Annotated in this window: 23 protein-coding genes; 7 read left to right on the top strand and 16 right to left on the bottom strand. The window is 71.0% G+C overall.

The genetic code is table 11. The annotated features are described in order from the left end of the window. Positions 1-154: 154 nt before the first annotated feature. The 3 genes from BLT82_RS32020 to BLT82_RS32015 form a co-directional block, all read right to left on the bottom strand. Positions 155-463, bottom strand: a complete 309-nt coding sequence (locus BLT82_RS32020; protein ID WP_017945892.1) for a hypothetical protein — start codon at positions 461-463, stop codon at positions 155-157. A 368-nt stretch (positions 464-831) separates the two neighbouring features. Beyond that, complete coding sequence (locus tag BLT82_RS37395; protein WP_167746142.1) at positions 832-975, bottom strand: hypothetical protein; 144 nt, start codon at positions 973-975, stop codon at positions 832-834. A 155-nt stretch (positions 976-1,130) separates the two neighbouring features. Then, entirely contained in the window at positions 1,131-1,922 is a 792-nt protein-coding gene (locus tag BLT82_RS32015) for a thioesterase family protein (protein WP_093661221.1), read from the bottom strand. Positions 1,923-2,220: 298 nt separating this feature from the next. Here BLT82_RS32015 and BLT82_RS32010 point away from each other — a divergent pair, with 298 nt between their 5' ends. Both BLT82_RS32010 and BLT82_RS32005 read left to right on the top strand, forming a co-directional pair. Further along, complete coding sequence (locus tag BLT82_RS32010) at positions 2,221-3,231, top strand: C40 family peptidase (RefSeq protein WP_093661219.1); 1,011 nt, start codon at positions 2,221-2,223, stop codon at positions 3,229-3,231. Positions 3,232-3,479: 248 nt separating this feature from the next. Then, on the top strand, positions 3,480-4,190 hold the full coding sequence (locus BLT82_RS32005) for a phosphatase PAP2 family protein (RefSeq protein ID WP_093661217.1): 711 nt from the start codon (positions 3,480-3,482) through the stop codon (positions 4,188-4,190). A gap of 185 nt (positions 4,191-4,375) precedes the next feature. On the opposite strand, the gene BLT82_RS37390 is transcribed toward BLT82_RS32005, so the two are convergent. Next, positions 4,376-4,525, bottom strand: a complete 150-nt coding sequence (locus tag BLT82_RS37390; protein ID WP_167746141.1) for a hypothetical protein — start codon at positions 4,523-4,525, stop codon at positions 4,376-4,378. Positions 4,526-4,585: 60 nt separating this feature from the next. Here BLT82_RS37390 and BLT82_RS32000 point away from each other — a divergent pair, with 60 nt between their 5' ends. Further along, positions 4,586-5,413: an SCO4651 family lipoprotein gene (locus BLT82_RS32000; protein ID WP_093661215.1), complete on the top strand. Its 828-nt coding sequence runs from the start codon at positions 4,586-4,588 to the stop codon at positions 5,411-5,413. Between the two features lie 99 nt (positions 5,414-5,512). Next, positions 5,513-5,680 carry a hypothetical protein gene (locus BLT82_RS37385; RefSeq protein ID WP_167746137.1) on the top strand — a complete coding sequence of 56 codons (168 nt, stop codon included), beginning with the start codon at positions 5,513-5,515 and terminating at the stop codon, positions 5,678-5,680. A 43-nt stretch (positions 5,681-5,723) separates the two neighbouring features. On the opposite strand, the gene BLT82_RS31995 is transcribed toward BLT82_RS37385, so the two are convergent. Beyond that, the gene (locus tag BLT82_RS31995) at positions 5,724-6,074 is read right to left on the bottom strand and encodes a metal-sensitive transcriptional regulator (RefSeq protein ID WP_093661213.1); all 351 of its coding nucleotides are present in this window, start codon (positions 6,072-6,074) and stop codon (positions 5,724-5,726) included. A gap of 187 nt (positions 6,075-6,261) precedes the next feature. On the opposite strand from BLT82_RS31995, the gene BLT82_RS31990 reads away from it, so the two are divergent. Continuing rightward, on the top strand, positions 6,262-6,882 hold the full coding sequence (locus BLT82_RS31990; RefSeq protein ID WP_093661211.1) for a DUF47 domain-containing protein: 621 nt from the start codon (positions 6,262-6,264) through the stop codon (positions 6,880-6,882). A gap of 6 nt (positions 6,883-6,888) precedes the next feature. Continuing rightward, positions 6,889-7,887 (top strand): inorganic phosphate transporter, encoded by a 999-nt coding sequence (locus BLT82_RS31985; RefSeq protein WP_093661209.1) that lies wholly within the window; start codon positions 6,889-6,891, stop codon positions 7,885-7,887. A 371-nt stretch (positions 7,888-8,258) separates the two neighbouring features. On the opposite strand, the gene pstB is transcribed toward BLT82_RS31985, so the two are convergent. From pstB to mshD, 11 genes are all read right to left on the bottom strand, one after another. Beyond that, positions 8,259-9,035, bottom strand: a complete 777-nt coding sequence (pstB, locus tag BLT82_RS31980; protein ID WP_093661207.1) for a phosphate ABC transporter ATP-binding protein PstB — start codon at positions 9,033-9,035, stop codon at positions 8,259-8,261. A 29-nt stretch (positions 9,036-9,064) separates the two neighbouring features. Beyond that, positions 9,065-10,138: a phosphate ABC transporter permease PstA gene (gene pstA, locus BLT82_RS31975; RefSeq protein ID WP_093661205.1), complete on the bottom strand. Its 1,074-nt coding sequence runs from the start codon at positions 10,136-10,138 to the stop codon at positions 9,065-9,067. Further along, positions 10,135-11,127, bottom strand: coding sequence for a phosphate ABC transporter permease subunit PstC (gene pstC / locus BLT82_RS31970; RefSeq protein ID WP_093661203.1), 993 nt, complete (start codon positions 11,125-11,127; stop codon positions 10,135-10,137). The genes pstA and pstC overlap by 4 nt, the downstream gene beginning before the upstream one ends. A 100-nt stretch (positions 11,128-11,227) precedes the next feature. Beyond that, the gene (gene pstS, locus BLT82_RS31965; protein ID WP_093661201.1) at positions 11,228-12,364 is read right to left on the bottom strand and encodes a phosphate ABC transporter substrate-binding protein PstS; all 1,137 of its coding nucleotides are present in this window, start codon (positions 12,362-12,364) and stop codon (positions 11,228-11,230) included. Between the two features lie 357 nt (positions 12,365-12,721). Beyond that, positions 12,722-13,150, bottom strand: coding sequence for an NUDIX hydrolase (locus tag BLT82_RS31960; protein WP_093661199.1), 429 nt, complete (start codon positions 13,148-13,150; stop codon positions 12,722-12,724). Continuing rightward, complete coding sequence (locus tag BLT82_RS31955; protein WP_093661197.1) at positions 13,147-14,268, bottom strand: CHAD domain-containing protein; 1,122 nt, start codon at positions 14,266-14,268, stop codon at positions 13,147-13,149. Before BLT82_RS31955 ends, BLT82_RS31960 begins: the two co-directional genes overlap by 4 nt. Continuing rightward, on the bottom strand, positions 14,255-16,477 hold the full coding sequence (locus BLT82_RS31950) for an RNA degradosome polyphosphate kinase (protein WP_093661195.1): 2,223 nt from the start codon (positions 16,475-16,477) through the stop codon (positions 14,255-14,257). Before BLT82_RS31950 ends, BLT82_RS31955 begins: the two co-directional genes overlap by 14 nt. Positions 16,478-16,722: 245 nt before the next feature. Next, positions 16,723-17,625, bottom strand: coding sequence for a hypothetical protein (locus BLT82_RS31945; protein ID WP_093661193.1), 903 nt, complete (start codon positions 17,623-17,625; stop codon positions 16,723-16,725). Further along, positions 17,622-18,503, bottom strand: a complete 882-nt coding sequence (locus tag BLT82_RS31940; protein ID WP_093661191.1) for an ABC transporter ATP-binding protein — start codon at positions 18,501-18,503, stop codon at positions 17,622-17,624. The genes BLT82_RS31945 and BLT82_RS31940 overlap by 4 nt, the downstream gene beginning before the upstream one ends. Beyond that, on the bottom strand, positions 18,500-18,895 hold the full coding sequence (locus tag BLT82_RS31935; RefSeq protein ID WP_093661263.1) for a GntR family transcriptional regulator: 396 nt from the start codon (positions 18,893-18,895) through the stop codon (positions 18,500-18,502). Before BLT82_RS31935 ends, BLT82_RS31940 begins: the two co-directional genes overlap by 4 nt. A gap of 119 nt (positions 18,896-19,014) precedes the next feature. Beyond that, a complete protein-coding gene (mshD, locus tag BLT82_RS31930) occupies positions 19,015-19,941 on the bottom strand; it encodes a mycothiol synthase (protein WP_093661189.1) in 927 nt (308 codons plus the stop codon). A gap of 137 nt (positions 19,942-20,078) precedes the next feature. Between mshD and BLT82_RS31925 the strand changes: the two genes are divergently transcribed. Beyond that, positions 20,079-21,905 (top strand): bifunctional metallophosphatase/5'-nucleotidase, encoded by a 1,827-nt coding sequence (locus BLT82_RS31925; RefSeq protein WP_093661186.1) that lies wholly within the window; start codon positions 20,079-20,081, stop codon positions 21,903-21,905. The last annotated feature ends 151 nt before the right edge of the window (positions 21,906-22,056 follow it).

Raw genomic sequence — 22,056 nt, 5'->3', positions numbered from 1 at the left:
CAGCCGTGTGCGTTGCCGTGCCGTAGTACGACGGTAGCCCTGCTGCTCTCCGTACGGGCGGGGTGTGGTGACTCGACATCAGGGGGACGCAACCTCTGTCGGTGGGCGCGACGGACGGGTGGTGTCGGGGACGGGCGCGGTGCGGTACGGGGCGTCAGACGGCCATCCCGTACACGATGGTGAACAGGGTCCCCAGTGACCCGATGATGAAGACTCCGGTCAGCCCGGCGACGATCAGGCCCTTGCCCTGTTCCGCGCTGAAGGTGTCGCGGAGGGCCGTGGCGCCGATGCGCTGCTTCGCGGCTCCCCAGATCGCGATGCCCAGGCAGAGCAGGATGGCGACGGCCATCACGACCTCGATCATCACGCGCGCCTCGTTCCCGAGGCTGCCGAAAGGCCCCCAGTTCGGGGCGATTCCGCCGATGATGGTGGTGATGTCGCCCTTCTCAGCCGCCAGGTACATATAACTCACCGCCCCTGTTGGGTAGTTGTCCGCCCCTGCCCCATGGCACAGGCCATCGCTCTATCTTCGCTGATGAAACCGTCCGCGTGCGCCGACTTGGCGGCTCTCTTTACTCGATCCGCGCACGGATGCCGGCCCGGTCGCTCTGACCTGCGGTGTCTCGCGCGGCTGGCGCGGGCGTGAGGACACGTTTCGTCACTCTGTGTATCACGGAGCGTGACTTCGGGCAATGACTGTCGTTGTGGCACTCAGGGCGTGAATCCGGTGCCGGGGGCGCTCTCCGGCGTGCGGCGGGAGTCATTGACCGGGAGTCATGAGCGCGGGGCGGCGCCGGAGTACGGCGCCGCCCCGTGGTGTGGGAGGGAGGGTCAGCGGTTGACGACCATGAAGCCGAGCAGCCCGATGGCCACGGCTATGAGGGAGATGACGGTCACGGCGGCGATGGTTCCCCCGGCGTCGCCGTTGCGGCCCGCCGACTTGACGCCCGTCCCCGCGTTCTGAAGGTTCTGCACTTGTTGCTCCTGGTGTTGGTCTCCCGCCGTCGGTCGAACGGCGGGTGGTTCACAGCCTTCCCGGCTGCGTGACACAGCGTAACCGTTGCTGGTCCAGACCACCTTTCCGGGGTCGGCGGGGTCCGGCGCGCACCGTGGGGTCCGGGGTGACGGCGTCAGCGAGGGGCGACGAAGAGGCTCTGGGCGCTGCGGCCGATCGGGCCCTTCTCGTCGTGCAGCCGGGCGTCCGCGAGTCCGATGCCGGCCGGGTCGACGCTCGTACGGGCCTCGACGCAGACCCATTCGCCGACCGGGTGCCGGTGCAGATGGACCGTCAGGTCGGCGTTCACGAACACATGGCGCTCGAAGTCGAGGACGTTGCTGATGCCGTTGCCGGAGTCCGCCGCGACCAGGACGCGGTCCAGTGGGCGGATCTCCTCGCCCGCGACGAGCGGCATCCTCATCCGCATCCAGCAGGTTCCGGGGCCCCGCTCCCGGAAGGTCCCCTCGGTGAACCGGGTGTCCATGGCCGTGTGGTAGCCCACGTCCCACGGTACGGCGAAGAACGGCGTCTCGGCCGTCCCTCCCGGGGAGGGCACCTGCGGTCCCTCGGCGACCGCGGGTCCCGGCTCGCCGAGCGTGCGGACGCGCAGTGCGCGGGCGAACATCACCGGCGCCCCGCCCTCGGGCGTGAGCGCCGCCTCGACGAGCTCCACGCTCCGCCCGGTCCGCACGACGGTCGTGGTCACCTCCAGCGGCCGGATCGGCACGGGCCGGACGATCTCGTAGGTCACTCGTGCGAGTCGCATGTCGGTGCGTGCGCCCGGCCGCTCCTCCAGGGCGCGGCCGAGCAGCGCGGCGGGCGGCCCGGCGTGCTGCGATCCGGGGTCCCAGGGGCCGCGGGTGTGCTCGGTCGGCGAGAAGCGGCTCTCGGATGTCCGCTCGTAGAACGCCTGGTGTTGCGCCATGACGGGTCGCCTCTCGCCGCAGACACGTGTACGTGCCACACGCTACCCGCGGGTAACCGGAGGGAACAGTCCCGGGCCCGCCCCTTCTTCCCGCCTCGCTGCCTCAGCCCGCCTCGCCCCGCCTCCCGTGCTCTCGACCCGCCCCTCCGACTGGCCCGCCCCCGTTCTCCCGCCTCGCCCCTCCGCACCCCGCATCGTCGACCGTGCTTCGCCGACCCCCTCGTGCGCCCCCTGAACCGGGCCCTCCCCGCCTACACTGACGAGCGGTGGACTGCCGTGCGGCGGAGGGTGATTGACGGTGCGTAAGGCGTGGCTCGTCGCCGGCGGGGCCGTCGGGCTCTGCCTGAGCTTCCTCGCCCTGCTCGTCGTCGGGACCTACTCCGCGGCGGCGGGCCTCGGTGGCGGGGCGAAGGGTGCCGTGGCGCTGGCCAAGGGGGCCGTGCCCGCGCTGTACCAGCCGCTGGTGCAGAAGTGGGGCAATCTGTGCCCGGCCATCAACCCGGCACTGCTCGCAGCGCAGCTGTACCAGGAGTCCGGCTGGAACCCGAGGGCCCAGAGCCACGCCGCCGCACAGGGCATCGCCCAGTTCATCCCCGGCACCTGGGCGGCGCACGGCGTCGACGGGGACGGCGACGGCGACCGGGACGTGTGGGACCCCGCGGACGCGATCCCGTCGGCGGCCTCGTACGACTGCAAGCTCGCGGGGTACGTGAAGAAGGCCCCGGGCGATCCGACCGACAACATGCTCGCCGCGTACAACGCGGGCGCGTACGCCGTGATCAAGTACGGCGGGGTGCCGCCGTACAAGGAGACGCGCAACTACGTGAAGGTCATCCGGACGCTGGAGAAGAGCTTCGCCCGGCCCGTCGGGCGGGTGGAGCCGTCGCGGCAGGCGGCCGGCGCCATCTACTTCGCGCAGCAGAAGCTCGGCACGAAGTACCTGTGGGGCGGGAACGGGACACCGGAGCAGGGTGGCCGGTTCGACTGCTCGGGCCTGACGCAGGCCGCGTACCGCACCGTCGGGATCGAGCTGCCGCGCGTGGCCAACGACCAGTACAACGCGGGGCCGCACCCGTCGAGGGACGAACTGCTCCCCGGGGACCTGGTGTTCTTCTCCGACGACCTGACCAACTCCCGGGCGATCAGGCACGTCGGGCTGTACGTCGGCGGGGGCTATATGATCAACGCTCCGTACACCGGGGCGGTGATCCGGTTCGACAGGATCGACACCCCGGACTACTTCGGTGCGACCCGGGTGACCAAGGACGGTGCCGAGGCGCTGCCGACTCCTCCAGGGTCCGCCGTCTGACGGCCGGCTGACGGGGCGTCGGCCGTGGCCGGAACTCTCCGTCAAGCCCCGGCCTGAACTGCGACGACGTATCACTCTTCGATAACGTCATGGTGATCGTTTCGTGGAGAGTGGAACGCACGCGCGGAACGGGTCGTTCCCTGGACCGGAGCAGTACGTACAGACCGCACCGACCACGGGGGTCTCGGAATGCGGCGCACACGGGCGTGCGCCGCGGCTGGCGACACACAGGCAAGGGGCCGCAGCAGATGGCTGGACTCGCACTCGACGGCGTGAATCCGGATGTCGGCCTGCTCTACGACATCAACGGGCTGGCCCGGTCGGCTCCGCCGTGGTTCGACCGCGTCATGGAGTTCGTCGGTGAGTACGGAATCATGCTCGCCCTCGTCATGGTGGGGCTCTGGTGCTGGTGGAGCGTGCGCCGGCGCGGCACGCCCGAGGACTCGATCGGCGCCGTCGCCGCACTGGTCTGGGCGCCGCTGGGGGCGGGCATCGCCCTGCTGGTCAATGTGCCGATCCGCGGGTTCGTGGAACGGCCGAGACCGTTCCTCGACCACCAGGGGCTCGAGGTCCTGATCGCCGGCAAGACCGACTTCTCCTTCGTCAGCGACCACTCGACGATGGCGATGGCCATCGGCGTCGGGGTGTTCGTCGCCCACCGCGGCTTCGGGTTCGCGGCGATCGGGCTCGCCCTCGCCGAGGGCTTCTGCCGCGTGTACATGGGCGTCCACTACCCGACGGACGTCGTCGGCGGGTTCGCGCTCGGCACGGCCGTGGTGCTTCTCCTCGCCCCCCTCGCGCAGGCCCTGCTCACCCCGCTGGTGTCGGCCGTCTCCCGCTCGGGCCCCGCCGGACGGCTCGTGCGGTCGCGCCGGGCGGTGGCGGCGGAGCAGCAGCACGAGCTGCTCGACATTCCGGAGCCCGGGGTACGCCCGGGGCACAACGACCTGGCGGCGTAGCCCGCCCGCGTCCCGGACCTTCCCGGCGACCTTCCCGTCCTTCTCCTGACAGTTCGGTCCGGTGATCCCGGGCATTCCCTCCGGTGCCACCGGCCCGTCCGGCCGGCCCCCGCTCGACCGCCTCCGGCGCCCGGGCGGCCGTGGACACCGGGCGGGCCGACCGCGTTTCGGGCGTAGGCCACGGCCTAGGCGGGCGTGGCGGTCTCGTGCGCCCTCGCATCGGTGCGGGCGCGTTCCCTGGAGCGACGGGCGGGGCCGGCCCAGCCGCAGGAACAGCGGGCCAGCGCGAAGGAACCCCGCTCGACGGTCGTGGTGTGGTGGGCGGACGTGCGCACCCTTCCACGGTACCGGTCGTTATGCGGGGCAGCGGCGAGCGTGTTGGGGGTTGACAGGCGATGGTGGTGCAGCAGCACTGGCTCAGGCGCGGCGCGTGTGCCGCTGCCGCCGTGATGGGTGTGACCGGTACCGCGGGGTGCTCGGCCGGCGGGGACGCCGTCGCCGACGCCCGGGCCGGTTCGGATCCCCTCCTCAGTGTTCGGAAGGCCGCCGACGTACTGGCCGAGGCCGGTACGGCGAAGGCCCGAACCGCCATGGAGACGGCCGCCGGCGGGACCCGGCTCACCATCCGCGGCGAGGGCGGGTACGACTTCCGGCGGGCCATGGGCAGGCTGCGCGTGGTGCTCCCCAAGGATCCTGCCGGGTCCAGCGGTCATCAGCCGATCACCGAACTGCTCGCCCCGGGCGCCCTCTACATGAAGGACCGCGGCGCCGGTGTACCACCGGACAAATGGGTCAGGGTGGACACGACGACGCTGACGGACGGCAATCTCGTCACGGGCGGCGCGACCGATCCGGCCGCCGCCGCGGAGTTGCTGCGCGGGGCGCGCAGCGCGACGGTCGTCGGCCACGAGGAGCTGGCGGGGGTGCGGGTCACGCACTACCGCGGCACGACGGACATCGCGCACGCCGCGCGGGCCGCGTCCCCGCACGCCCGCGGGTCGCTCGCCGCCGCGGCGAAGGGGTTCGCCCAGGATTTGGTGGCCTTCGACGCCTATCTCGACTCCGAGGGCAGGCTGCGCAAGGTGCGCCATCAGTTCAGCTTCGCGAACCAGGGCAGAACGGTCGCCGTGGCGTCCACGACCCTGCTGTACGACTTCGGCGCCCCCGTCGTGGTGCGGCTCCCCGGCCGGGGCGACATCTACGCCGGCCGCGTCCGGATGTAGGCACCGGGGGGTCGGTAAATGGTCCGGACGTGCCATGCGCGGCGTGTATCCCGCTCCCTACGCTAGGAAGCCGACACCGGCCGGAAGAGGTGAATGCACGTGGCTCCCGCCAGTACGCCGACGGTCCAGGACCACGTCGCCCTCGCCGAGATCGAGTTGTGCGGTGAGTTGATGATCGCGGCCTCGGCCGCGGACGGGGAGCGCCTGAGCCCCGACCGCATCGACGAGGTGCTGAACGTCCACGTGGCCGCGGCCGACGGCGAGTGAGGCCGGCCGGCGCGATCGCGGCCGGGCCCCGGGCGGGCGGTGGTCAGGTCCGCAGCATGCGGGCGATCGCCTTCGTCGCCTCCTCGACCTTCGCGTCGATCTCGTCGCCGCCCTTGAGTGCGGCGTCGGCCACGCAGTGGCGCAAATGCTCCTCCAGCAGTTGCAGTGCGAAGGACTGCAGCGCCTTCGTGGAAGCGGAGACCTGAGTGAGTATGTCGATGCAGTACGTGTCCTCGTCAACCATGCGCTGGAGCCCGCGGATCTGGCCCTCGATCCGGCGCAGCCGCTTGAGGTGCTCGTCCTTCTGTTTGTGGTAGCCGTGGACGCCCTGGTCGTGGCCGGGTTCCTCGTGAGCCGTGACCGGAAGTCCGCCGGCCGTGTCCGTGGTCGTCATCGGTCCTCCCGCAGACCTGTCCGGTATACCCCTCGTGGGTATATGGTACCGATCCCTGATGGTTCGGGCAGGGCCCCGTGCTGATCCCTCTTCTCGATGGGCGACACTGAGGGGACGCCGGTTAGCCGTGGCCGGATGATGCGCCTAGCATCAGCCTGACCGAAACCCAGCACCCCGAGGACCCCACGTGCGATTTCGTCTGACCCCCAGGGAGACGAGCTTCTACGACATGTTCGCCGCGTCCGCGGACAACATCGTCACGGGCTCGAAACTCCTGATGGAACTGCTCGGAGCGGACGGTCCCGCCCGGGCCGAGATCGCGGAACGGATGCGCGCAGCGGAGCACGCCGGGGACGACGCCACCCACGCGATCTTCCATCAGCTGAACTCCTCGTTCATCACGCCCTTCGACCGTGAGGACATCTATTCCCTCGCGTCGTCGCTGGACGACATCATGGACTTCATGGAGGAGGCCGTCGATCTGGTCGTCCTCTACAACGTCGAGGAGCTGCCGAAGGGCGTCGAGCAGCAGATCGAGGTGCTGGCGCGGGCCGCGGAGCTGACGGCGGAGGCCATGCCGCACCTGCGGACGATGGACAACCTCACCGAGTACTGGATCGAGGTGAACCGTCTGGAGAACCAGGCGGACCAGATCCACCGCAAGCTCCTGGCACACCTCTTCAACGGCAAGTACGACGCCATCGAGGTGCTCAAGCTCAAGCAGATCGTCGACGTGCTCGAGGAGGCCGCGGACGCGTTCGAGCACGTGGCCAACACGGTGGAGACCATCGCGGTCAAGGAGTCCTGAGCGGACGTGGACACCTTTGCGCTGGTCGTGACCATCGGGGTCGCGCTCTTCTTCACGTACACCAACGGTTTCCACGATTCCGCGAACGCGATCGCCACCTCCGTGTCGACGCGTGCGCTGACGCCGCGCGCCGCCCTGGCGATGGCCGCGGTGATGAACCTCGCGGGCGCCTTCCTCGGCAGCGGGGTCGCCAAGACCGTCAGCGAGGGCCTGATCGAGACGCCCAAGGGCGACCGCGGCATGGGCATCCTGTTCGCGGCGCTGGTCGGCGCGATCATCTGGAACCTGGTCACCTGGTACTTCGGTCTGCCCTCGTCGTCCTCGCACGCGCTCTTCGGCGGCATGGTGGGTGCGGCGCTGGCCGGCGGCACCGAGGTCATCTGGGGCGGGGTGCTCGACAAGGTCGTCATCCCGATGTTCGTCTCGCCCGTGGTCGGCCTGGTCGTCGGCTATCTGGTGATGACCGCGATCCTGTGGATGTTCCGGCGGGCCAATCCGGCGAAGGCGAAGCGGGGCTTCCGCATCGCCCAGACGGTGTCGGCGGCGGGCATGGCTCTCGGCCACGGCCTCCAGGACGCCCAGAAGACCATGGGCATCGTGGTGATGGCCCTGGTCATTGCCGACGTCGAGGACTACGGCGACCCGATTCCGGTGTGGGTGAAGGTCGTCTGCGCGGTGATGCTGTCGCTCGGTACGTACGCGGGTGGCTGGCGCATCATGCGTACGCTCGGCCGCAAGATCATCGAACTGGACCCGCCGCAGGGGTTCGCGGCGGAGACGACCGGTGCGTCGATCATGTTCGGCTCGGCGTTCCTCTTCCACGCGCCCATCTCCACGACGCACGTGATCACCTCGGCGATCATGGGTGTCGGGGCGACGAAGCGGGTGAACGCGGTGCGGTGGGGCGTCGCGAAGAACATCGTGATGGGGTGGTTCATCACGATGCCGGCAGCGGCGTTCGTCGCCGCCCTGAGCTTCTGGGTCGTGAACCTGGCGTTCGGCTAGTGCCGGACCGCGAAGGTCCGAAGGCCGGGGGGTGACACTCCCGCGTGCACCGCGCCCCGCTTCGGGGCGCGGTGTTTTCCTGTCGCGCGGCCCGTGCGTCCGTCGTCCGACTCTCCCGGACCTCGTTCCGAACTCGTTCTCCCCCGGACCTCGTTCCCGGGGGGTCTCCCCGGCTGAGGCTCGTGCCCGGCCGGGTCCGGGCGTACGGCGTCCGGTGGCGCGGGTCGCGGGCGCCCGCGCACGCCTCGCGCCCGGAAGCCCCCCGGAACCGCCGGAGCGCAAAACGTCGGCCCCCGCTCGGATGAGAGGGGGCCGACCGTTCGCCCTGCGGTGGCACCGCCATGCAGCACCGCAGGGCAGTACGGGGGTGCTCAGCCGAAGCGGCCCGAGATGTAGTCCTCGGTCGCCTGGACGGACGGGTTGGAGAAGATCCGCTCCGTCTCGTCTATCTCGATGAGCTTGCCGGGCTGCCCGACCGCCGCGAGGTTGAAGAACGCCGTGCGGTCGGAGACGCGCGCCGCCTGCTGCATGTTGTGCGTCACGATGACGATCGTGAAGCGCTCCTTCAGCTCGCCGATCAGGTCCTCGATCGCCAGCGTGGAGATCGGGTCGAGCGCCGAGCAGGGCTCGTCCATCAGCAGGACGTCCGGCTCGACCGCGATCGCGCGGGCGATGCACAGCCGCTGCTGCTGGCCGCCGGAGAGGCCCGAGCCGGGCTTGTTGAGGCGGTCCTTGACCTCGTTCCAGAGGTTGGCGCCCTTGAGGGAACGCTCGACGACGTCGTTGAGCTGGTTCTTCTTGTACGAGCCGTTCAGCCGCAGGCCGGCGGCGACGTTGTCGAAGATGGACATCGTCGGGAACGGGTTGGGGCGCTGGAACACCATGCCGACGGTGCGCCGCACCGCGACGGGGTCGACGTCCTTGCCGTACAGGTTCTCGTCGTCCAGCATCACCTTGCCCTCGACACGGCCGCCGGGGGTGACCTCGTGCATGCGGTTCAGGGTGCGCAGGAACGTCGACTTGCCGCAGCCGGAGGGGCCGATGAAGGCCGTCACCGAGCGGGGCTCCACGGTCATCGAGATGTCCTCGATCGCCTTGTGGGAGCCGTAGAAGGCGGACAGTCCGCTGATGTCGATTCGCTTGGCCATTACTCAGTCACTTCCAAATCGCCGCGCGCTCAGCGGCCGGTCTTCGGGGCCTTCCAGCGGGCGATGCCGCGGGCCACCAGGTTGAGGATCATGACGAAGGCGATCAGCACGAGGGCGGCGGCCCAGGCGCGGGAGATGGAGGCGTCCGTGCCGACGGCGTACTGCTCGTACACGTACAGCGGCAGGGACGCCTGGGCGCCTTCGAAGGGGTTCGGGTTGATCAGCTTCGTGCCGAAGACGAGCAGCAGCACGGGAGCCGTCTCACCGGTGATGCGGGCCACCGCGAGCATGACGCCCGTGGTGATGCCGCCGATCGCGGTGGGGATGACCACCTTGAGGATCGTCCGCCACTTGGGGACGCCGAGCGCGAGCGAGGCCTCGCGCAGCTCGTTCGGGACGAGCTTGAGCATCTCCTCGGTGGAGCGGACGACGACCGGCATCATCAGGATGGCGAGCGCGAGCGCGCCTGCGAATCCGGAGGGCCCGAAGCCCAATATCAGATTCCATGTGGCCAGGACGAACAGGCCCGCGACGATGGACGGGATGCCCGTCATGACGTCGACGAAGAAGGTGACGGCCTTGGCCAGCCTTCCACCGCCGTACTCGACGAGGTAGACCGCGGTGAGCAAACCCACCGGGGCGGCGATCAGCGTGGCGATGAGGACCTGCTCGATCGTGCCGAGCAGGGCGTGGTACACCCCGCCGCCGGTCTCGGCGTCGAGGACCGCGTTCATGGAGTGGCTGAGGAAGTACGGGTCGAGGACTTCCAGGCCGTTGCTGACCGTGACCCACGACAGGGAGACGAGAGGGACGACGGCGAGGACGAAGGCGACCCAGACGATGCTGGTGGCGACCCGGTCCCTGGCCTGGCGCTTGCCTTCCACCTTCGCGGTGATCAGGTAGCTGGCGAGCACGAAGAGCAGGGCGGCCAGCATGCCCCACTGGGTTCGGCTCTGCCAGCCCGCGACCGTACCGAGGCCGATGCCCGCGGCGACGGCGCCGGCGGCGATGGCCGGCTGCGCCCAGCGGGGAAGCCGGGCGTGGGAGAGGTGGTTGACGCGCACGGTGGTGACCGGCCGCCGATCCTGGACGACGTGGCTCATGCGTTGGCCCCCGAGTACTCCTTGCGACGGGCGATGATCCACCGGGCCGCGCCGTTGACCAGCAGGGTGATGACGAAGAGAACCAGGCCGGAGGCGATCAGGGCGTCGCGGCCGAACTCGTTGGCCTCGTTGAACTTCGAGGCGATGTTCTGGGCGAAGGTGCCGCCGCCCGGGTCGAGCAGGTGACCGGAGATCAGGAAGCTCGGGGAGAGGACCACGGCGACGGCCATGGTCTCGCCGAGCGCGCGGCCCAGGCCGAGCATGGAGGCGCTGATGATGCCGGAGCGGCCGAAGGGGAGCACCGACATGCGGATGACCTCCCAGCGGGTGGCGCCGAGGGCGAGCGCCGCCTCCTCGTGCATCTTCGGGACCTGGAGGAAGACCTCACGGGTGACGTTGGTGATGATCGGAAGGATCATGATCGCCAGCAGGATGCCGACGGTGAACAGATTGCGCGCGGGGCCGTCGCCGGCCTTGTCGAAGATGTACGTCCAGCCCATGTACTCGTCGAGCCACTGGTTGAGGCCGTCGAGGTAGGGGACGAGGAAGATCGCGCCCCAGAGGCCGTAGATGATGCTCGGGACGGCCGCGAGCAGGTCCACGATGTAGGCGAGCGGCGCTGCGAGCCTGCGCGGCGCGTAGTGCGAGATGAACAGCGCGATGCCGACGGCGACGGGCACGGCGATGGCCATGGCGATGACCGAGGAGACGATCGTGCCGAAGGCCAGGACGGCGATGCCGAAGACCGGCGGGTCGCCGGCCGGGTTCCACTCGAAGGTGGTGAGGAAGTTCCCTTGGTCCTTCGAGATGGCGAGAAAGGCACGGTAGCTGAGGAAGCCCGCGATCGCGGCCATGATCATCAGCAGGGCGATGCCGGAACCACGGGACAGGCCCAGGAAGACACGGTCTCCCGGGCGGGTCTTGGGCTTGGGCGCTGCTGCGGCCGGCCCCGGTGGAGGCGGCGCGTCGGTCTGAATGGTGGTTGCCATCAATGGTTTCTCCGGTCTGCGGAGCCGTGAGGCTCCCGGCGGCGGTGCACCGGATGCCGGGGCCGGCCCGTCGTGGTGTGACGGACCGGCCCCGGTCGGGTCAGGACAGGGTGGGGACGATCTCGCGGACCTTGGCCGCGATCTCGGTCGGCAGCGGCGCGTAGCCGGCGTCCGAGAGGACCTTCTGGCCCTCGTCGCTGACGGTGTAGTTCAGGAACGCCTTCAGCGCGGGCAGGGTCTCCGCCTTGTTGCCCTTGTCGCAGGCGATCTCGTACGTGACCAGGATGATCGGGTAGGCGCCGTCGACCTGGGTCTTGTAGTCGAGGCTGAGGGCGAGGTCGTTCCCGGTGCCCTTGACCTTGGCGGCGGCGATGGCCTTCGAGGCGTTCTCGGTGGTGGCCTCGACCGGGGCGGAGGCGCCGGTGCTGAGCTTGACCGTGCTGATCTTCTGAGCGGTCGCGTAGGACAGTTCGAAGTAGCCGATCGCGCCCTCGGTGCCCTTGACGGAGGAAGCCACGCCGGAGGAGCCGCTGGCGGCCTGGCCGCCGGGGGCCTCCCACGACTTCGACTTCGGGTCGTGCTTCCAGTCGGCCGGGGCGGCCTCGCTGAGGTACTTGTGCAGGTTCTGGGTGGTGCCGGACTCGTCCGAGCGGTGGAACGCCTGGATCGTGGTGCCGGGGAGCTTGACGTCCGGGTTGAGCTTGGCGATCGCCGGGTCGTTCCACTTCTTGATCTTCGTGTCGAAGATCTTGGCCAGGGTGGGGGCGTCGAGGACGAGGTTGTCCACGCCGCTGAGGTTGTAGCCGATGGCCACCGGGCCGCCCACCATCGGCAGGTTGATGCCCTGGCCCGTCTTGCAGACCTTCTTGGACTCCTCGACCTCCTCGGGCTTCAGCGCGGAGTCGGATCCGGCGAAGGCCACCTGGCCCTGGGTGAACTTGGTGATGCCACCGCCGGAGCCGATGGCCTGGTAATTGACCTCGACGCCGGAGCAGGCCGCCTGGAAGTTCTTCACCCAGAGGTCCATGGCGTTCTTCTGTGCGGTCGACCCCGCCGCCAGGAGCTGGCCCTTGGCGTCGTCGCACTTGATGTTCGACGCGGCGCTCGTCTTCTCGCCGGTGCCGCCGGTGCCGCCGGTGTTGTCGTCCGAACCACACGCCGTGAGGACCAGGGCGCCGGACACGGCGAGGGCACCGAGCGCGGTGGCGCGAAGCCCGTTCTTGCGCTGAAGCTTCACTTTCGGGTGTTCCTTCCAGAAGCCGCCGGGTGCGCGGACGAGGGCTCGGTCTGCCCTTGTCGTTCTACGGCGGCGTGTGTCGGGGTGGGTGGCGCGGCACTGTGCCGGTCACCGGGTAAGCCCGAAATTAGGCAGATCAGGTGAAGCGGCCGACGGGCCGTGGTGAACGGGAGGTGAACCCTGCCGGACAAAGAAGTTCCGCCTTTATCGGGGCGTGACCTCGCGCCCCGGCGGGTACGGCACGGCGGGTCCCGGACCGGCGGTGTCGCGGGTTCCGGCCGCCCTTGCGGTACGGCGGGTTCGGCCCCGGGCCCGGAGCGGCGGCGCCGTGGTCCGGACGGGGTACGCGGCCCGTGGTCAGCCGGTGCCGAGGGCCTTGAGCAGGGCGTCGACGAGGGTGCGGTCGCGTGGCTCGGTGATCCGGCGGCGGGCGGCGTCCGGGGGCAGCCAGGCGATGCGGTCGACCTCGCGGCCGGGGGTGAAGTCGCCCGGTGAAGGGGCCTCTGCGGCCCAGTAGCTGACCTGCTTGGGGCGGCCTGCGACGAGGTAGCGGACCGTCGGCAGCACCGGGCCCGGCACCCCCTGGTGGCCGGTCTCCTCGCGGACCTCGCGCAGCGCGCCCTCCAGGGCCCGTTCGCCCGGTTTGAGCTTGCCCTTCGGATGCGACCAGTCGTCGTACCTGGGCCGGTGGACCAGGCAGATCTCGATCCCGCCGGCAGCCTGCCCGGAGCGCCGCCACAGGACGCAGCCGGCGGCGAGGACGGTGCCGTCGGGGGCGGTGCTCACGGCGCGGCCAGCGCGTGCTCGTCCCGGGGCCCGTCCGTCCCGGGGGGCGTCTCCCGCCACGCCCGCTGGAAGTCGAAGCGGGCGGCCTCGACCTCGTGGCGCTGGTCGGCGTGGAGCACGCCGAGGGCGTACGCGGTGGCCGGCGCGATACGGGGCGTGCGCGCGGCGGAGGCCGCGGCCGCGGCGGCCTCCGCGGCGTCGCGGTGCCGGTCCAGGGTGCGGCCGGCGGCGGAGAGCCGACGGCCGGGGCCGGCGCCGTCTCCCGCGTGCAGCACCTCCTGGGCGTACCGGTGCAACCGCAGCAGATGCCGTACCCGGTGCCAGGGCGCGTCCTGGGACTCGCCGGCGGAGGCGGTGGCGAGGCCGTGGACCAGGGCCTCCGCGTTGTACGGGTGGGACGCGCGGGCCAGCGGCAGTGCGGTGACCGCGTCGAGCAGCCTGAGCTCGGCGCCCTCCGCATGGGCCGCGAGGACGGCGCCGGGCTCCCCGGCGGGGGTGGCCAGCGGCACCTCGGAGGCGAGCAGGGCGACGGCGTCCGCGACCGCGTGGAACCGTGCGGAGCCGAGTGCCTGGAGGGCGGCGGAGTGGGCCCGGGTGCGGCCGAGGGTGAGCTGCCGTTCCAGCAGCGCCCCGGCGCGGGCGCCGCCGACGGTCAGGGAGCCCCGGCCCGGCCGCTCGGCGGCGGGTGGGGGTCCGGCGGAGGCGGCCGACACGACCTCCGCCGGCGCGTCCGTGCCCGAGTCGCCGTCCGCGGCCCGCGCCGCGGGTACCGGCTGGGTGCCCGAGAGCCGGGCCAGGGCGTCGAGCAGCCGGCTCAGCCGGGCCGTACAGGCGTGCTCCTCGGCGAGGACACCGGAGAGCCAGCCGAGCTCGGTCCGGAGCTGGTCCCCCCAGGCCGGGTCCAGCAGGGGACGGAAGGTGTGGAGGGTGCCGCGGATACGGCGGGCGGCCCGCCGCAGGGACCTGGCGGCCTCCGCCGCGCTCTGCGTGTCCGCACCGCTCTCGCCGTGCAGCCGCAGACTGCGGAGGAAGTCGCCGGCCTGCCTGTGCAGATATCCGGCCAGGACCTGGTCGGCGCCGGTCCCCCGCGGCGCCAGGGGAAGGTCATGGTTGTGCACGCCTGCGCCTCCGGGCGTCTATGAGCGTCTCCTGGATGTGCCGCAGCGGCTGCCCGTCGGCGTCCGTCGCATGACGGGTCCACTCGCCGTCGGGGCCGAGGTGCCAGGACGAGGTGGAATCGGACATGCCGCTCTCCAGCAGCCGGGTCAGGGCCGCGCGGTGGGCCGGGTCGGTGACCCGGACGAGTGCCTCGATACGGCGGTCGAGATTGCGGTGCATCATGTCCGCGCTGCCGATCCACACCTCCGGTTCGCCGCCGTTGCCGAAGGCGAAGATCCGGGAGTGCTCGAGGAAGCGGCCGAGGACGGAACGGACTCGTATGTTCTCGGACAGGCCCGGGACGTCCGGCCGGATCGCGCAGATTCCGCGAACCCAGACGTCGACCGGGACACCGGCCCGGGACGCGCGGTACAGGGCGTCGATGATCGCCTCGTCCACCATCGAGTTGACCTTGATGCGGACGTACGCGGGGCGGCCGGCCCGGTGGTGGACGGTCTCCTTGTTGATCCGGGCGACGAGTCCGTCGCGCAGCGACTTCGGGGCGACGAGCAGCCGGCGGTAGGTCTCGCGGCGCGAGTAGCCGGAGAGCCGGTTGAACAGGTCGGAGAGGTCGGCGCCGACCTGCGGGTCCGCGGTGAGCAGACCGAGGTCCTCGTACAGCCGCGCGGTCTTCGGGTGGTAGTTGCCGGTGCCGACGTGCGAGTAGCGGCGCAGGGTGTCGCCCTCCTGGCGCACGACCAGCGACAGTTTGCAGTGGGTCTTCAGGCCGACGAGGCCGTAGACCACGTGGCAGCCCGCCTCCTCCAGCTTTCGGGCCCACTTGATGTTGGCCTGCTCGTCGAACCGGGCCTTGATCTCGACGAGGACGAGCACCTGCTTTCCGGACTCGGCGGCGTCGATCAGCGCGTCCACGATCGGCGACTTGCCGGACGTCCGGTACAGAGTCTGCTTGATCGCGAGGACGTCCGGGTCCGCCGCCGCCTGCTCCAGGAAGGCCTGCACGGAGGTGGAGAAGGAGTCGTAGGGGTGGTGCAGCAGCACGTCCCGCTCGCGCAGCGCGGCGAAGATGTCCGGCGCCGACGCCGACTCGACCTCGGCGAGGTCGCGGTGGGTGCCGGCGATGAACTTGGGGTACTTCAGCTCGGGCCGGTCGAGCGAGACGATCCCGAACAGCCCGGTCAGATCGAGCGGCCCGGGCAGCGGGTAGACCTCGGACTCGGAGATCTTCAGCTCCCGGACGAGCAGGTCCAGCACGTACGGGTCGATGGACTCCTCGACCTCCAGCCGGACCGGCGGGCCGAAGCGGCGGCGCAGCAACTCCTTCTCCAGGGCCTGGAGGAGGTTCTCGGCGTCGTCCTCCTCGACCTCGAGGTCCTCGTTCCTCGTCACCCGGAACATGTGGTGCGCGAGCACCTCCATGCCGGGGAACAGCTCCTCCAGGTGGGCCGCGATGACGTCCTCCAGCGGCACGTACCGCTGGGGCGAGGCCTCGAGGAAGCGGGACAGCAGCGGCGGCACCTTCACCCGGGCGAAGTGGCGGTGGCCGCTCACCGGGTTGCGGACGACCACGGCGAGGTTCAGCGACAGGCCCGAGATGTACGGGAAGGGGTGCGCGGGGTCCACGGCCAGCGGGGTGAGGACCGGGAAGATCTGCTGGCGGAAGAGGGTGAACAGGCGGGCCTGCTCCTTCTCCGTGAGCTCGGGCCAGCGGATGAGGTGGATGCCCTCGTCGGCGAGCGCCGGGGCGACGTCCTGCTGGAAGCAGGCGGCGTGCCGGGCCATGAGCTCGCGGGAGCGGTTCCAGATCAGCTCCAGGACCTCTCGGGGCTGCAGTCCGGAGGCGGAGCGGGTGGCGACGCCGGTCGCGATGCGGCGCTTCAGTCCGGCCACCCGGACCATGAAGAACTCGTCGAGGTTCGAGGCGAAGATCGCGAGGAAGTTCGCTCGTTCGAGCAGCGGTGTGGCAGGGTCCTCAGCGAGTTCCAGGACCCGTTCGTTGAACGCGAGCCAGCTGCGCTCGCGGTCCAGGAACCGCCCCTGGGGCAGCTCGGCGTCCTCGGATTCGCCCTCGTAGGCATCGAGGTCGGCGTCGATGTCGGGCTCCAGGTCGGAGACCGCGGCGGCCACCGTGTGGGGGCGGTGCGCGGCGATGGATCCGACGGACGGCTGGGCGTTCTGGACCGGTACCTCGGCGGGCTGCTGGCTCATGGCCCCATTGTTCCGCGCAAAAGGGTGACCGGGCGCGCCGGAACGGGGCCTGATGGGGTCGGAACGCCCGTTTCGCGGGGCGGGCGGCACAGCGGGCTGCATTCCGTGAGGGTCGCAAGCGTCCCTGAATGGCCGGTAACGAGAACATGACGTACGGGATACCCCCGGGCACCTCGTGTGTCATGCCCACCACCCGCGCGGATGTGGTGACCCCCGTCCACCACGCCCGCGCGGGCGGGGAGTTGTCAGCCGTGCCGCCGGCGCAGCACGCGCAAGGCGGCGTACGTGGCCGCGGCGGCGAGCGCCAGCACGATGCCGGTCTCGACGAGCTGGATCGGCCAGAAGTGGGAGGGCGGGTGGGTCCTGGCGAAGTCGGTGACGCCCGTCCCGCCGCCGTCGCACGGGTCCCAGTAGCCGGGGCACATGACCGAGGAGGTGCGCTCGCCCGTCGGGCCGAGGCTGCCGGCCTCCACCCACCAGGTGTCGCGGGGGTGGGGCAGGGGCCGGCCGGTGATGGTCTCCGTCGGCCAGAGGGTGTGCCGGACGGTACCGAGGACGATCATCACCGTCCCGGTCACCAGGCCCGCGACGCCCATCGCCGCGAGGGCGCGGTGGACCAGCAGGCCGGTGAGCGCGCCGACGCCGACGGCCAGCAGCGCGTACGCCGTGGCGGTGGTTCCGTACGCCGTGTAGACGGGGCCGGACCAGAGCGGGAGGAAGGCGTTGCCGCTGACCGGGGCGCGGCTCCAGCGGAAGACGGCGACGAAGGCCGCCGACGCGGCGGCGACGGCCGTCGCGGCGAGCACCAGTTTCGTGGCCGTCCAGCGGAGGGGGGAGACGGACTGGGTCCAGGCGACCTGGTGGGTCCCGGTCTCCGTCTCGCGGGCGAAGAGCGGCCCGGCCACGTACGCGGCGATGAGCAGCGGCGCGAGCACGAGGAGGGTGCTTCCCCGGTCGAGCGCCCCCAGCAGCAGGTCCTCGGGACCGAACGCCCCGGGCCGCCCGTGTCCGGAGGTGAACCACAGGCGCGCCGCCGCCAGGCCGCCGCAGCCGAGGGCGAAGAGGGCGAGGAGCGTCCGGAGCGCCGACCGGTGCTGACGCACGAGGACCCGGAGGGTGCCGGTCAGGGGTGAGGTCGGGGCGCTCATCGGGCGGTCGCCTCGGCCGGCGGGGTGAGCAGGGCGGGTGCCGCGGGAGAGCGCAGATGGGCCAGGAGCAGGTCCTCCAGGGAGGGCTCGACGGTCTGCCAGTCGCCGGAGAGGGTGCCGCCGGGGCGTATGAGCGCGGTCAGTCCGCGTCCGGTGGTGCGGGACTCGACGACGGTGTGCGGCGCCAGGTCCGCGCTCGCGGGACCCGTCACCAGGCGGTGCGCGGCGAGGAGTTCGTCGATGCCGCCGGCGAGGCGGACGCTGCCGCGGTCGACGAGCACCAGATGGTCGCAGGCGTTCTCCAGCTCTGGGAGGATGTGCGAGGACATCACCACGGTCGTGCCGTTCTCGCCGGCGTCGGCCAGCAGCAGGCCCGTCAACTGGCGCCGCGCCAGGGGGTCGAGGTCCGCCGTCGGCTCGTCGAGGAGCAGGACCTCGGCTCGCTTGCCGAGGGCCAGGGCCAGGGCGACGCGGGTGCGCTGTCCGCCGGACAGGGCCCGCACACGGGCCGCGGGATCGAGGCCGCCGGCGTCGACGACCCGCCGGGCGGCGGTGTCGTCCCAGCGGCCGGGGTTGAGTTCACGGCCCAGCCAGAGGGTCTCGGCGATGGTGAGCTGGGGGAACAGCGGCTTGTCCTGGCCGACGTACGCGATCCGTTCGCGGGCGTCCGCCGGGCCGGTGCCGAGGATCCGGATGGTGCCCTCGGTCGGCCGCAGCAGGCCCGCAGCCAGTGTGAGCAGCGTGGACTTGCCCGCTCCGTTGGGGCCCACGAGCGCGCAGACGCGGCCCGTGGGAAGCCGGAAGGTGCAGTCGCGCAGGGCCCGGCGGCCTCCGAAGCTCCTGCCGAGTCCGGCCGCCTCGATGGCGGTGTCGGTCATGTGTCGTCCCCCTGGGTCTGCGTGAAGTGCTCGTCCAGCACCGCGGTGAAGAGCGCGGCCACGTCGTCCCGGTCCAGTCCGGCCGCGCGGGCCCGCGCCGCCCAGTCGGCGAGCTCGCCGCGCAGGGGGGTGTCGGCGCCCGCGGCGCCGAGCGTCCTGCGGACGAACGTGCCGAGTCCGCGGCGGGCTTCCACCAGGCCCTCGCGCTCCAGCTCCCGATAGGCCTTCAGCACCGTGTTCGGGTTGATGGCGGTCGCCTCGACCACTTCGCGGGCCGTCGGCAGCCGGTCGCCGGGCCGGAGCAGGCCCAGACGCAGGGCCTGCTTCGTCTGCTGGACGATCTGGACGTAGGTGGCGATGCCGCTGCGCCGGTCGATCCGGTACTCGATCATGCTCACCACCCTTTCACTAATCAAGTAGTGAAAGGATGGTGCAAGAGAGGGGGCGGTGTCAACCGCCCCCTGGTCCCGCCTCCATGCGGACGCGCTCGGCCCAGCGCGGTGCGGGCCGCTCAGGTCTCCGTGCGGTACATCAGGTCCACCTCGTGCGTGGTGAACCCGAGGCGCTCGTACACCCGCAGGGCCGCCGGGTTGTCCGCGTCGACGTACAGCATGGCCGTCGGCACCCCCTGCGCCGCGAGATGGCGCAGTCCGATCGCGGTGAGGGCCTTGCCGAGGCCGGTGCCCTGGGCGTCGGGGCGGATGCCGAGCACGTAGACCTCGCCGAGCTGGTCCTCCGCGTGGAGCTTCGTCCAGTGGAAGCCGACGAGTTCGCCTCCGCGCTCGGCGAGGAAGAAGCCCTTGGGGTCGAACCAGGCCTCGTCCTTGCGGTCGTCGAGGTCGCGCTGGGTGATCGAGCCCTGCTCGGGGTGGTGGGCGAAGGCGGCGGCGTTGACCGCGAGCCAGGCGGCGTCGTCCCGGCCGGGGACGAACGTGCGGACGGTCACGCCCTCCGGGAGGGCCGGTTCGGCGATGTCCAGGGGGCTCAACGGGCGGCGCAGCTGGCGCAGTTCACGGAACAGGGTCAGCCCCAGCACCTGGGCGAGATGGCGGGCCGCCGACTTTCCGCCGTGCGCCCACATCCGCAGCCGCTTGCCGGAGGCGGCGAGCAGCGCGTTGCCGAGGGCCCGGCCGTGGCCGCGGCCGCGGTGCGCCGGGTGGACGACCAGCTCGGCGGCCGGGGCCTCCACCGGGTCGGTGCCCTCCAGTTGGGCGTACCCGCGGAGGTCCCCGGCGACGGTGAGCACGAAGTGCCGCACTCCCTCGCGCCTGCCGTGGCGCAGATAGAGCCGGCCCTGTTCGGAGACCGCCTGCACCCCGTCGGCGCGGGCGGCGACGGACAGCAGGCCGATGACGTCGTCGGCCAGCTCGGGGGTGAGCTCGTCGAGCGTCTGGATCTGGCGGCCGGGCTCGATGGCGGCGGGAGCTGCGTCAGTCATACGACGAGGGTACGGCGCCGGGACGAACCCGATCGGATACCAGCTCGTAACCCGGTACCCCCTGTCGCGCTACGCGCGTTGACTCTAGGCTGCCCGGCTGAGGACAGTCGTTTCACGCTGAACTGACAAGGGGACAGATGTCAGCGACATCGCACCAGAAGCGCCGCAGGGTACTCGCGGCCGCCGCCGGACTGACCACCGTCGGCGCACTGGTCGCCGCGATGCCCGCCGGGGCGCACGATCGCGGCAACGGACACGGCCACGACCACGGATACGGTTACGGCCGCACCGTCGACGTCCAGCTGCTGTCCTTCAACGACCTGCACGGCAACCTGCAGCCGCCCGCCGGCTCGGCGGGCCGGGTCACCCACACCAACGAGGACGGCACCACCCGCACCATCGACGCGGGCGGCGCCGAGTACCTCGCCACTCATCTGCGCGAGGCCCGCAAGGGCAACAGGTACTCGATCACGGCCGCGGCCGGCGACATGGTCGGCGCCTCGCCGATGCTCTCCGGCCTCTTCCACGACGAGCCGACCATCGAGGCGCTGAACAAGCTGAAGCTCGATGTGACCTCCGTCGGCAACCACGAGTTCGACGAGGGGGCCAAGGAGCTCGCCCGGCTGCAGTACGGCGGCTGCCACCCGGTCGAGGGCTGCTACGAGAAGAAGGCCAACGGCAAGCCGAAGACGTTCCGCGGCGCGGACTTCCCGTACCTCGCGGCCAACGTCACCAACGAGAAGTCCGGCCGTCCGGTCCTGGACCCGTACTTCGTCTGGGAGAAGAACGGGGTGAAGATCGGCTTCATCGGCGTCACCCTGGAGGGCACCCCGGACATCGTCAGCGCCGAGGGCATCAAGGGCCTGAAGTTCGGCGACGAGATCGAGACGATCAACAAGTACACCAAGGTGCTCGAGCGCAAGGGCGTGAAGTCGATCGTCGCGCTGCTGCACGAGGGCGGCGCCCCCGCCTCTGCCTCGTACAACTACAACTGCGACAGCCCGGGCCCCGGCGACGGCATCTCCGGTCCGATCGTGGACATCGCCAAGAAGGTCAGCCCGCAGGTCGACGCCCTCGTGACGGGCCACACCCACCAGGCGTACGCGTGCTCGATCCCGGACCCGTCCGGGAAGCCGCGCACGGTCACCTCGGCGGCCTCGTTCGGCAAGCTGTACACCGACACGACGCTCACGTACGACCGCCGCACCCGCGACATCGTGCGCACGTCCGTCGCGTCCGCCAACCACGTCGTCACCCGTGACGTGCCCAAGGCCGCCGACATGACCCAGCTCATCGACCGCTGGAACACGCTGGCCGCGCCGATCGCCAACAAGCCCGTCGGCTACATCTCCGCGGACATCGAGAACCCCGCCGACGCGCCCGAGCGTCCGGCCGGCAACCTGATCGCGGACGCCCAACTGGAGGGCATGGCCCCGGCCGACAAGGGCGGCGCGCAGCTCGCGCTGATGAACCCGGGCGGCATCCGTGCCGGTCTGGTCCACAAGGCGTCCGGCAGTGAGGGCGACGGCGTCGTGACCTACGGCGAGGCCTTCACCGTGCAGCCGTTCACCAACATGATGACGGCCGTCGACCTCACCGGTGCCCAGCTGATCACCACGCTGCAGCAGCAGGTCAGCGGCCCCAACCAGGCCGCGCCGAAGATCCTCCAGGTCTCGAAGGGCTTCACCTACACCCTCGACATGACGAAGACCGGTGCCGACCGGATCGTGACCAGCTCGGTGAAGCTGAACGGTGAGGCGATCGACCCGGCGAAGACCTACCGCGTCGCGATGAACGAGTTCCTCGCGGGCGGCGGCGACGGCTTCGCCGTGCTGAAGGAGCACAAGAACAAGCTGGTGGGCGCGTCCGACCTGGACCTCCTCAACGCCTACTTCGCCGCGCACTCCACCCCGGCCGCCCCGCTGGCGCCGCCGGCCACGGGCCGGATCACGGTCGTCAAGTGACCTGCTGAACCCGGCGCATGCCGAGGGGCGGTGGACCGACCGGTCCGCCGCCCCTCGGATCTTTCCCGCGTTTTCCGCCCAACTCATTTTGTGTCATGGGCATGTCTGCAATTATCCGGGTGCCGACCGCGACCCCCCCACATCGCGGCGG

The sequence above is a fragment of the Streptomyces wuyuanensis genome, from assembly GCF_900103455.1.
Lineage (GTDB): Bacteria > Actinomycetota > Actinomycetes > Streptomycetales > Streptomycetaceae > Streptomyces > Streptomyces wuyuanensis.
Note: the sequence above shows the minus strand (reverse complement) of the source record. Positions and strands in the feature narration are given on the sequence as shown.

What these genes read in the sequence shown, in the direction of transcription:
- BLT82_RS32020 (WP_017945892.1), bottom strand. Translation starts at nt 463, where the DNA reads ATGTACCTGGCGGCTGAGAAGGGCGACATCACCACCATCATCGGCGGA.
- BLT82_RS32015 (WP_093661221.1), bottom strand. Translation starts at nt 1,922, where the DNA reads ATGGCGCAACACCAGGCGTTCTACGAGCGGACATCCGAGAGCCGCTTC.
- BLT82_RS32005 (WP_093661217.1), top strand. Translation starts at nt 3,480, where the DNA reads ATGGCTGGACTCGCACTCGACGGCGTGAATCCGGATGTCGGCCTGCTC.
- BLT82_RS32000 (WP_093661215.1), top strand. Translation starts at nt 4,586, where the DNA reads ATGGTGGTGCAGCAGCACTGGCTCAGGCGCGGCGCGTGTGCCGCTGCC.
- BLT82_RS31995 (WP_093661213.1), bottom strand. Translation starts at nt 6,074, where the DNA reads ATGACGACCACGGACACGGCCGGCGGACTTCCGGTCACGGCTCACGAG.
- pstB (WP_093661207.1), bottom strand. Translation starts at nt 9,035, where the DNA reads ATGGCCAAGCGAATCGACATCAGCGGACTGTCCGCCTTCTACGGCTCC.
- pstA (WP_093661205.1), bottom strand. Translation starts at nt 10,138, where the DNA reads ATGAGCCACGTCGTCCAGGATCGGCGGCCGGTCACCACCGTGCGCGTC.
- pstC (WP_093661203.1), bottom strand. Translation starts at nt 11,127, where the DNA reads ATGGCAACCACCATTCAGACCGACGCGCCGCCTCCACCGGGGCCGGCC.
- BLT82_RS31950 (WP_093661195.1), bottom strand. Translation starts at nt 16,477, where the DNA reads ATGAGCCAGCAGCCCGCCGAGGTACCGGTCCAGAACGCCCAGCCGTCC.
- BLT82_RS31945 (WP_093661193.1), bottom strand. Translation starts at nt 17,625, where the DNA reads ATGAGCGCCCCGACCTCACCCCTGACCGGCACCCTCCGGGTCCTCGTG.
- BLT82_RS31940 (WP_093661191.1), bottom strand. Translation starts at nt 18,503, where the DNA reads ATGACCGACACCGCCATCGAGGCGGCCGGACTCGGCAGGAGCTTCGGA.
- BLT82_RS31935 (WP_093661263.1), bottom strand. Translation starts at nt 18,895, where the DNA reads ATGATCGAGTACCGGATCGACCGGCGCAGCGGCATCGCCACCTACGTC.
- mshD (WP_093661189.1), bottom strand. Translation starts at nt 19,941, where the DNA reads ATGACTGACGCAGCTCCCGCCGCCATCGAGCCCGGCCGCCAGATCCAG.
- BLT82_RS31925 (WP_093661186.1), top strand. Translation starts at nt 20,079, where the DNA reads ATGTCAGCGACATCGCACCAGAAGCGCCGCAGGGTACTCGCGGCCGCC.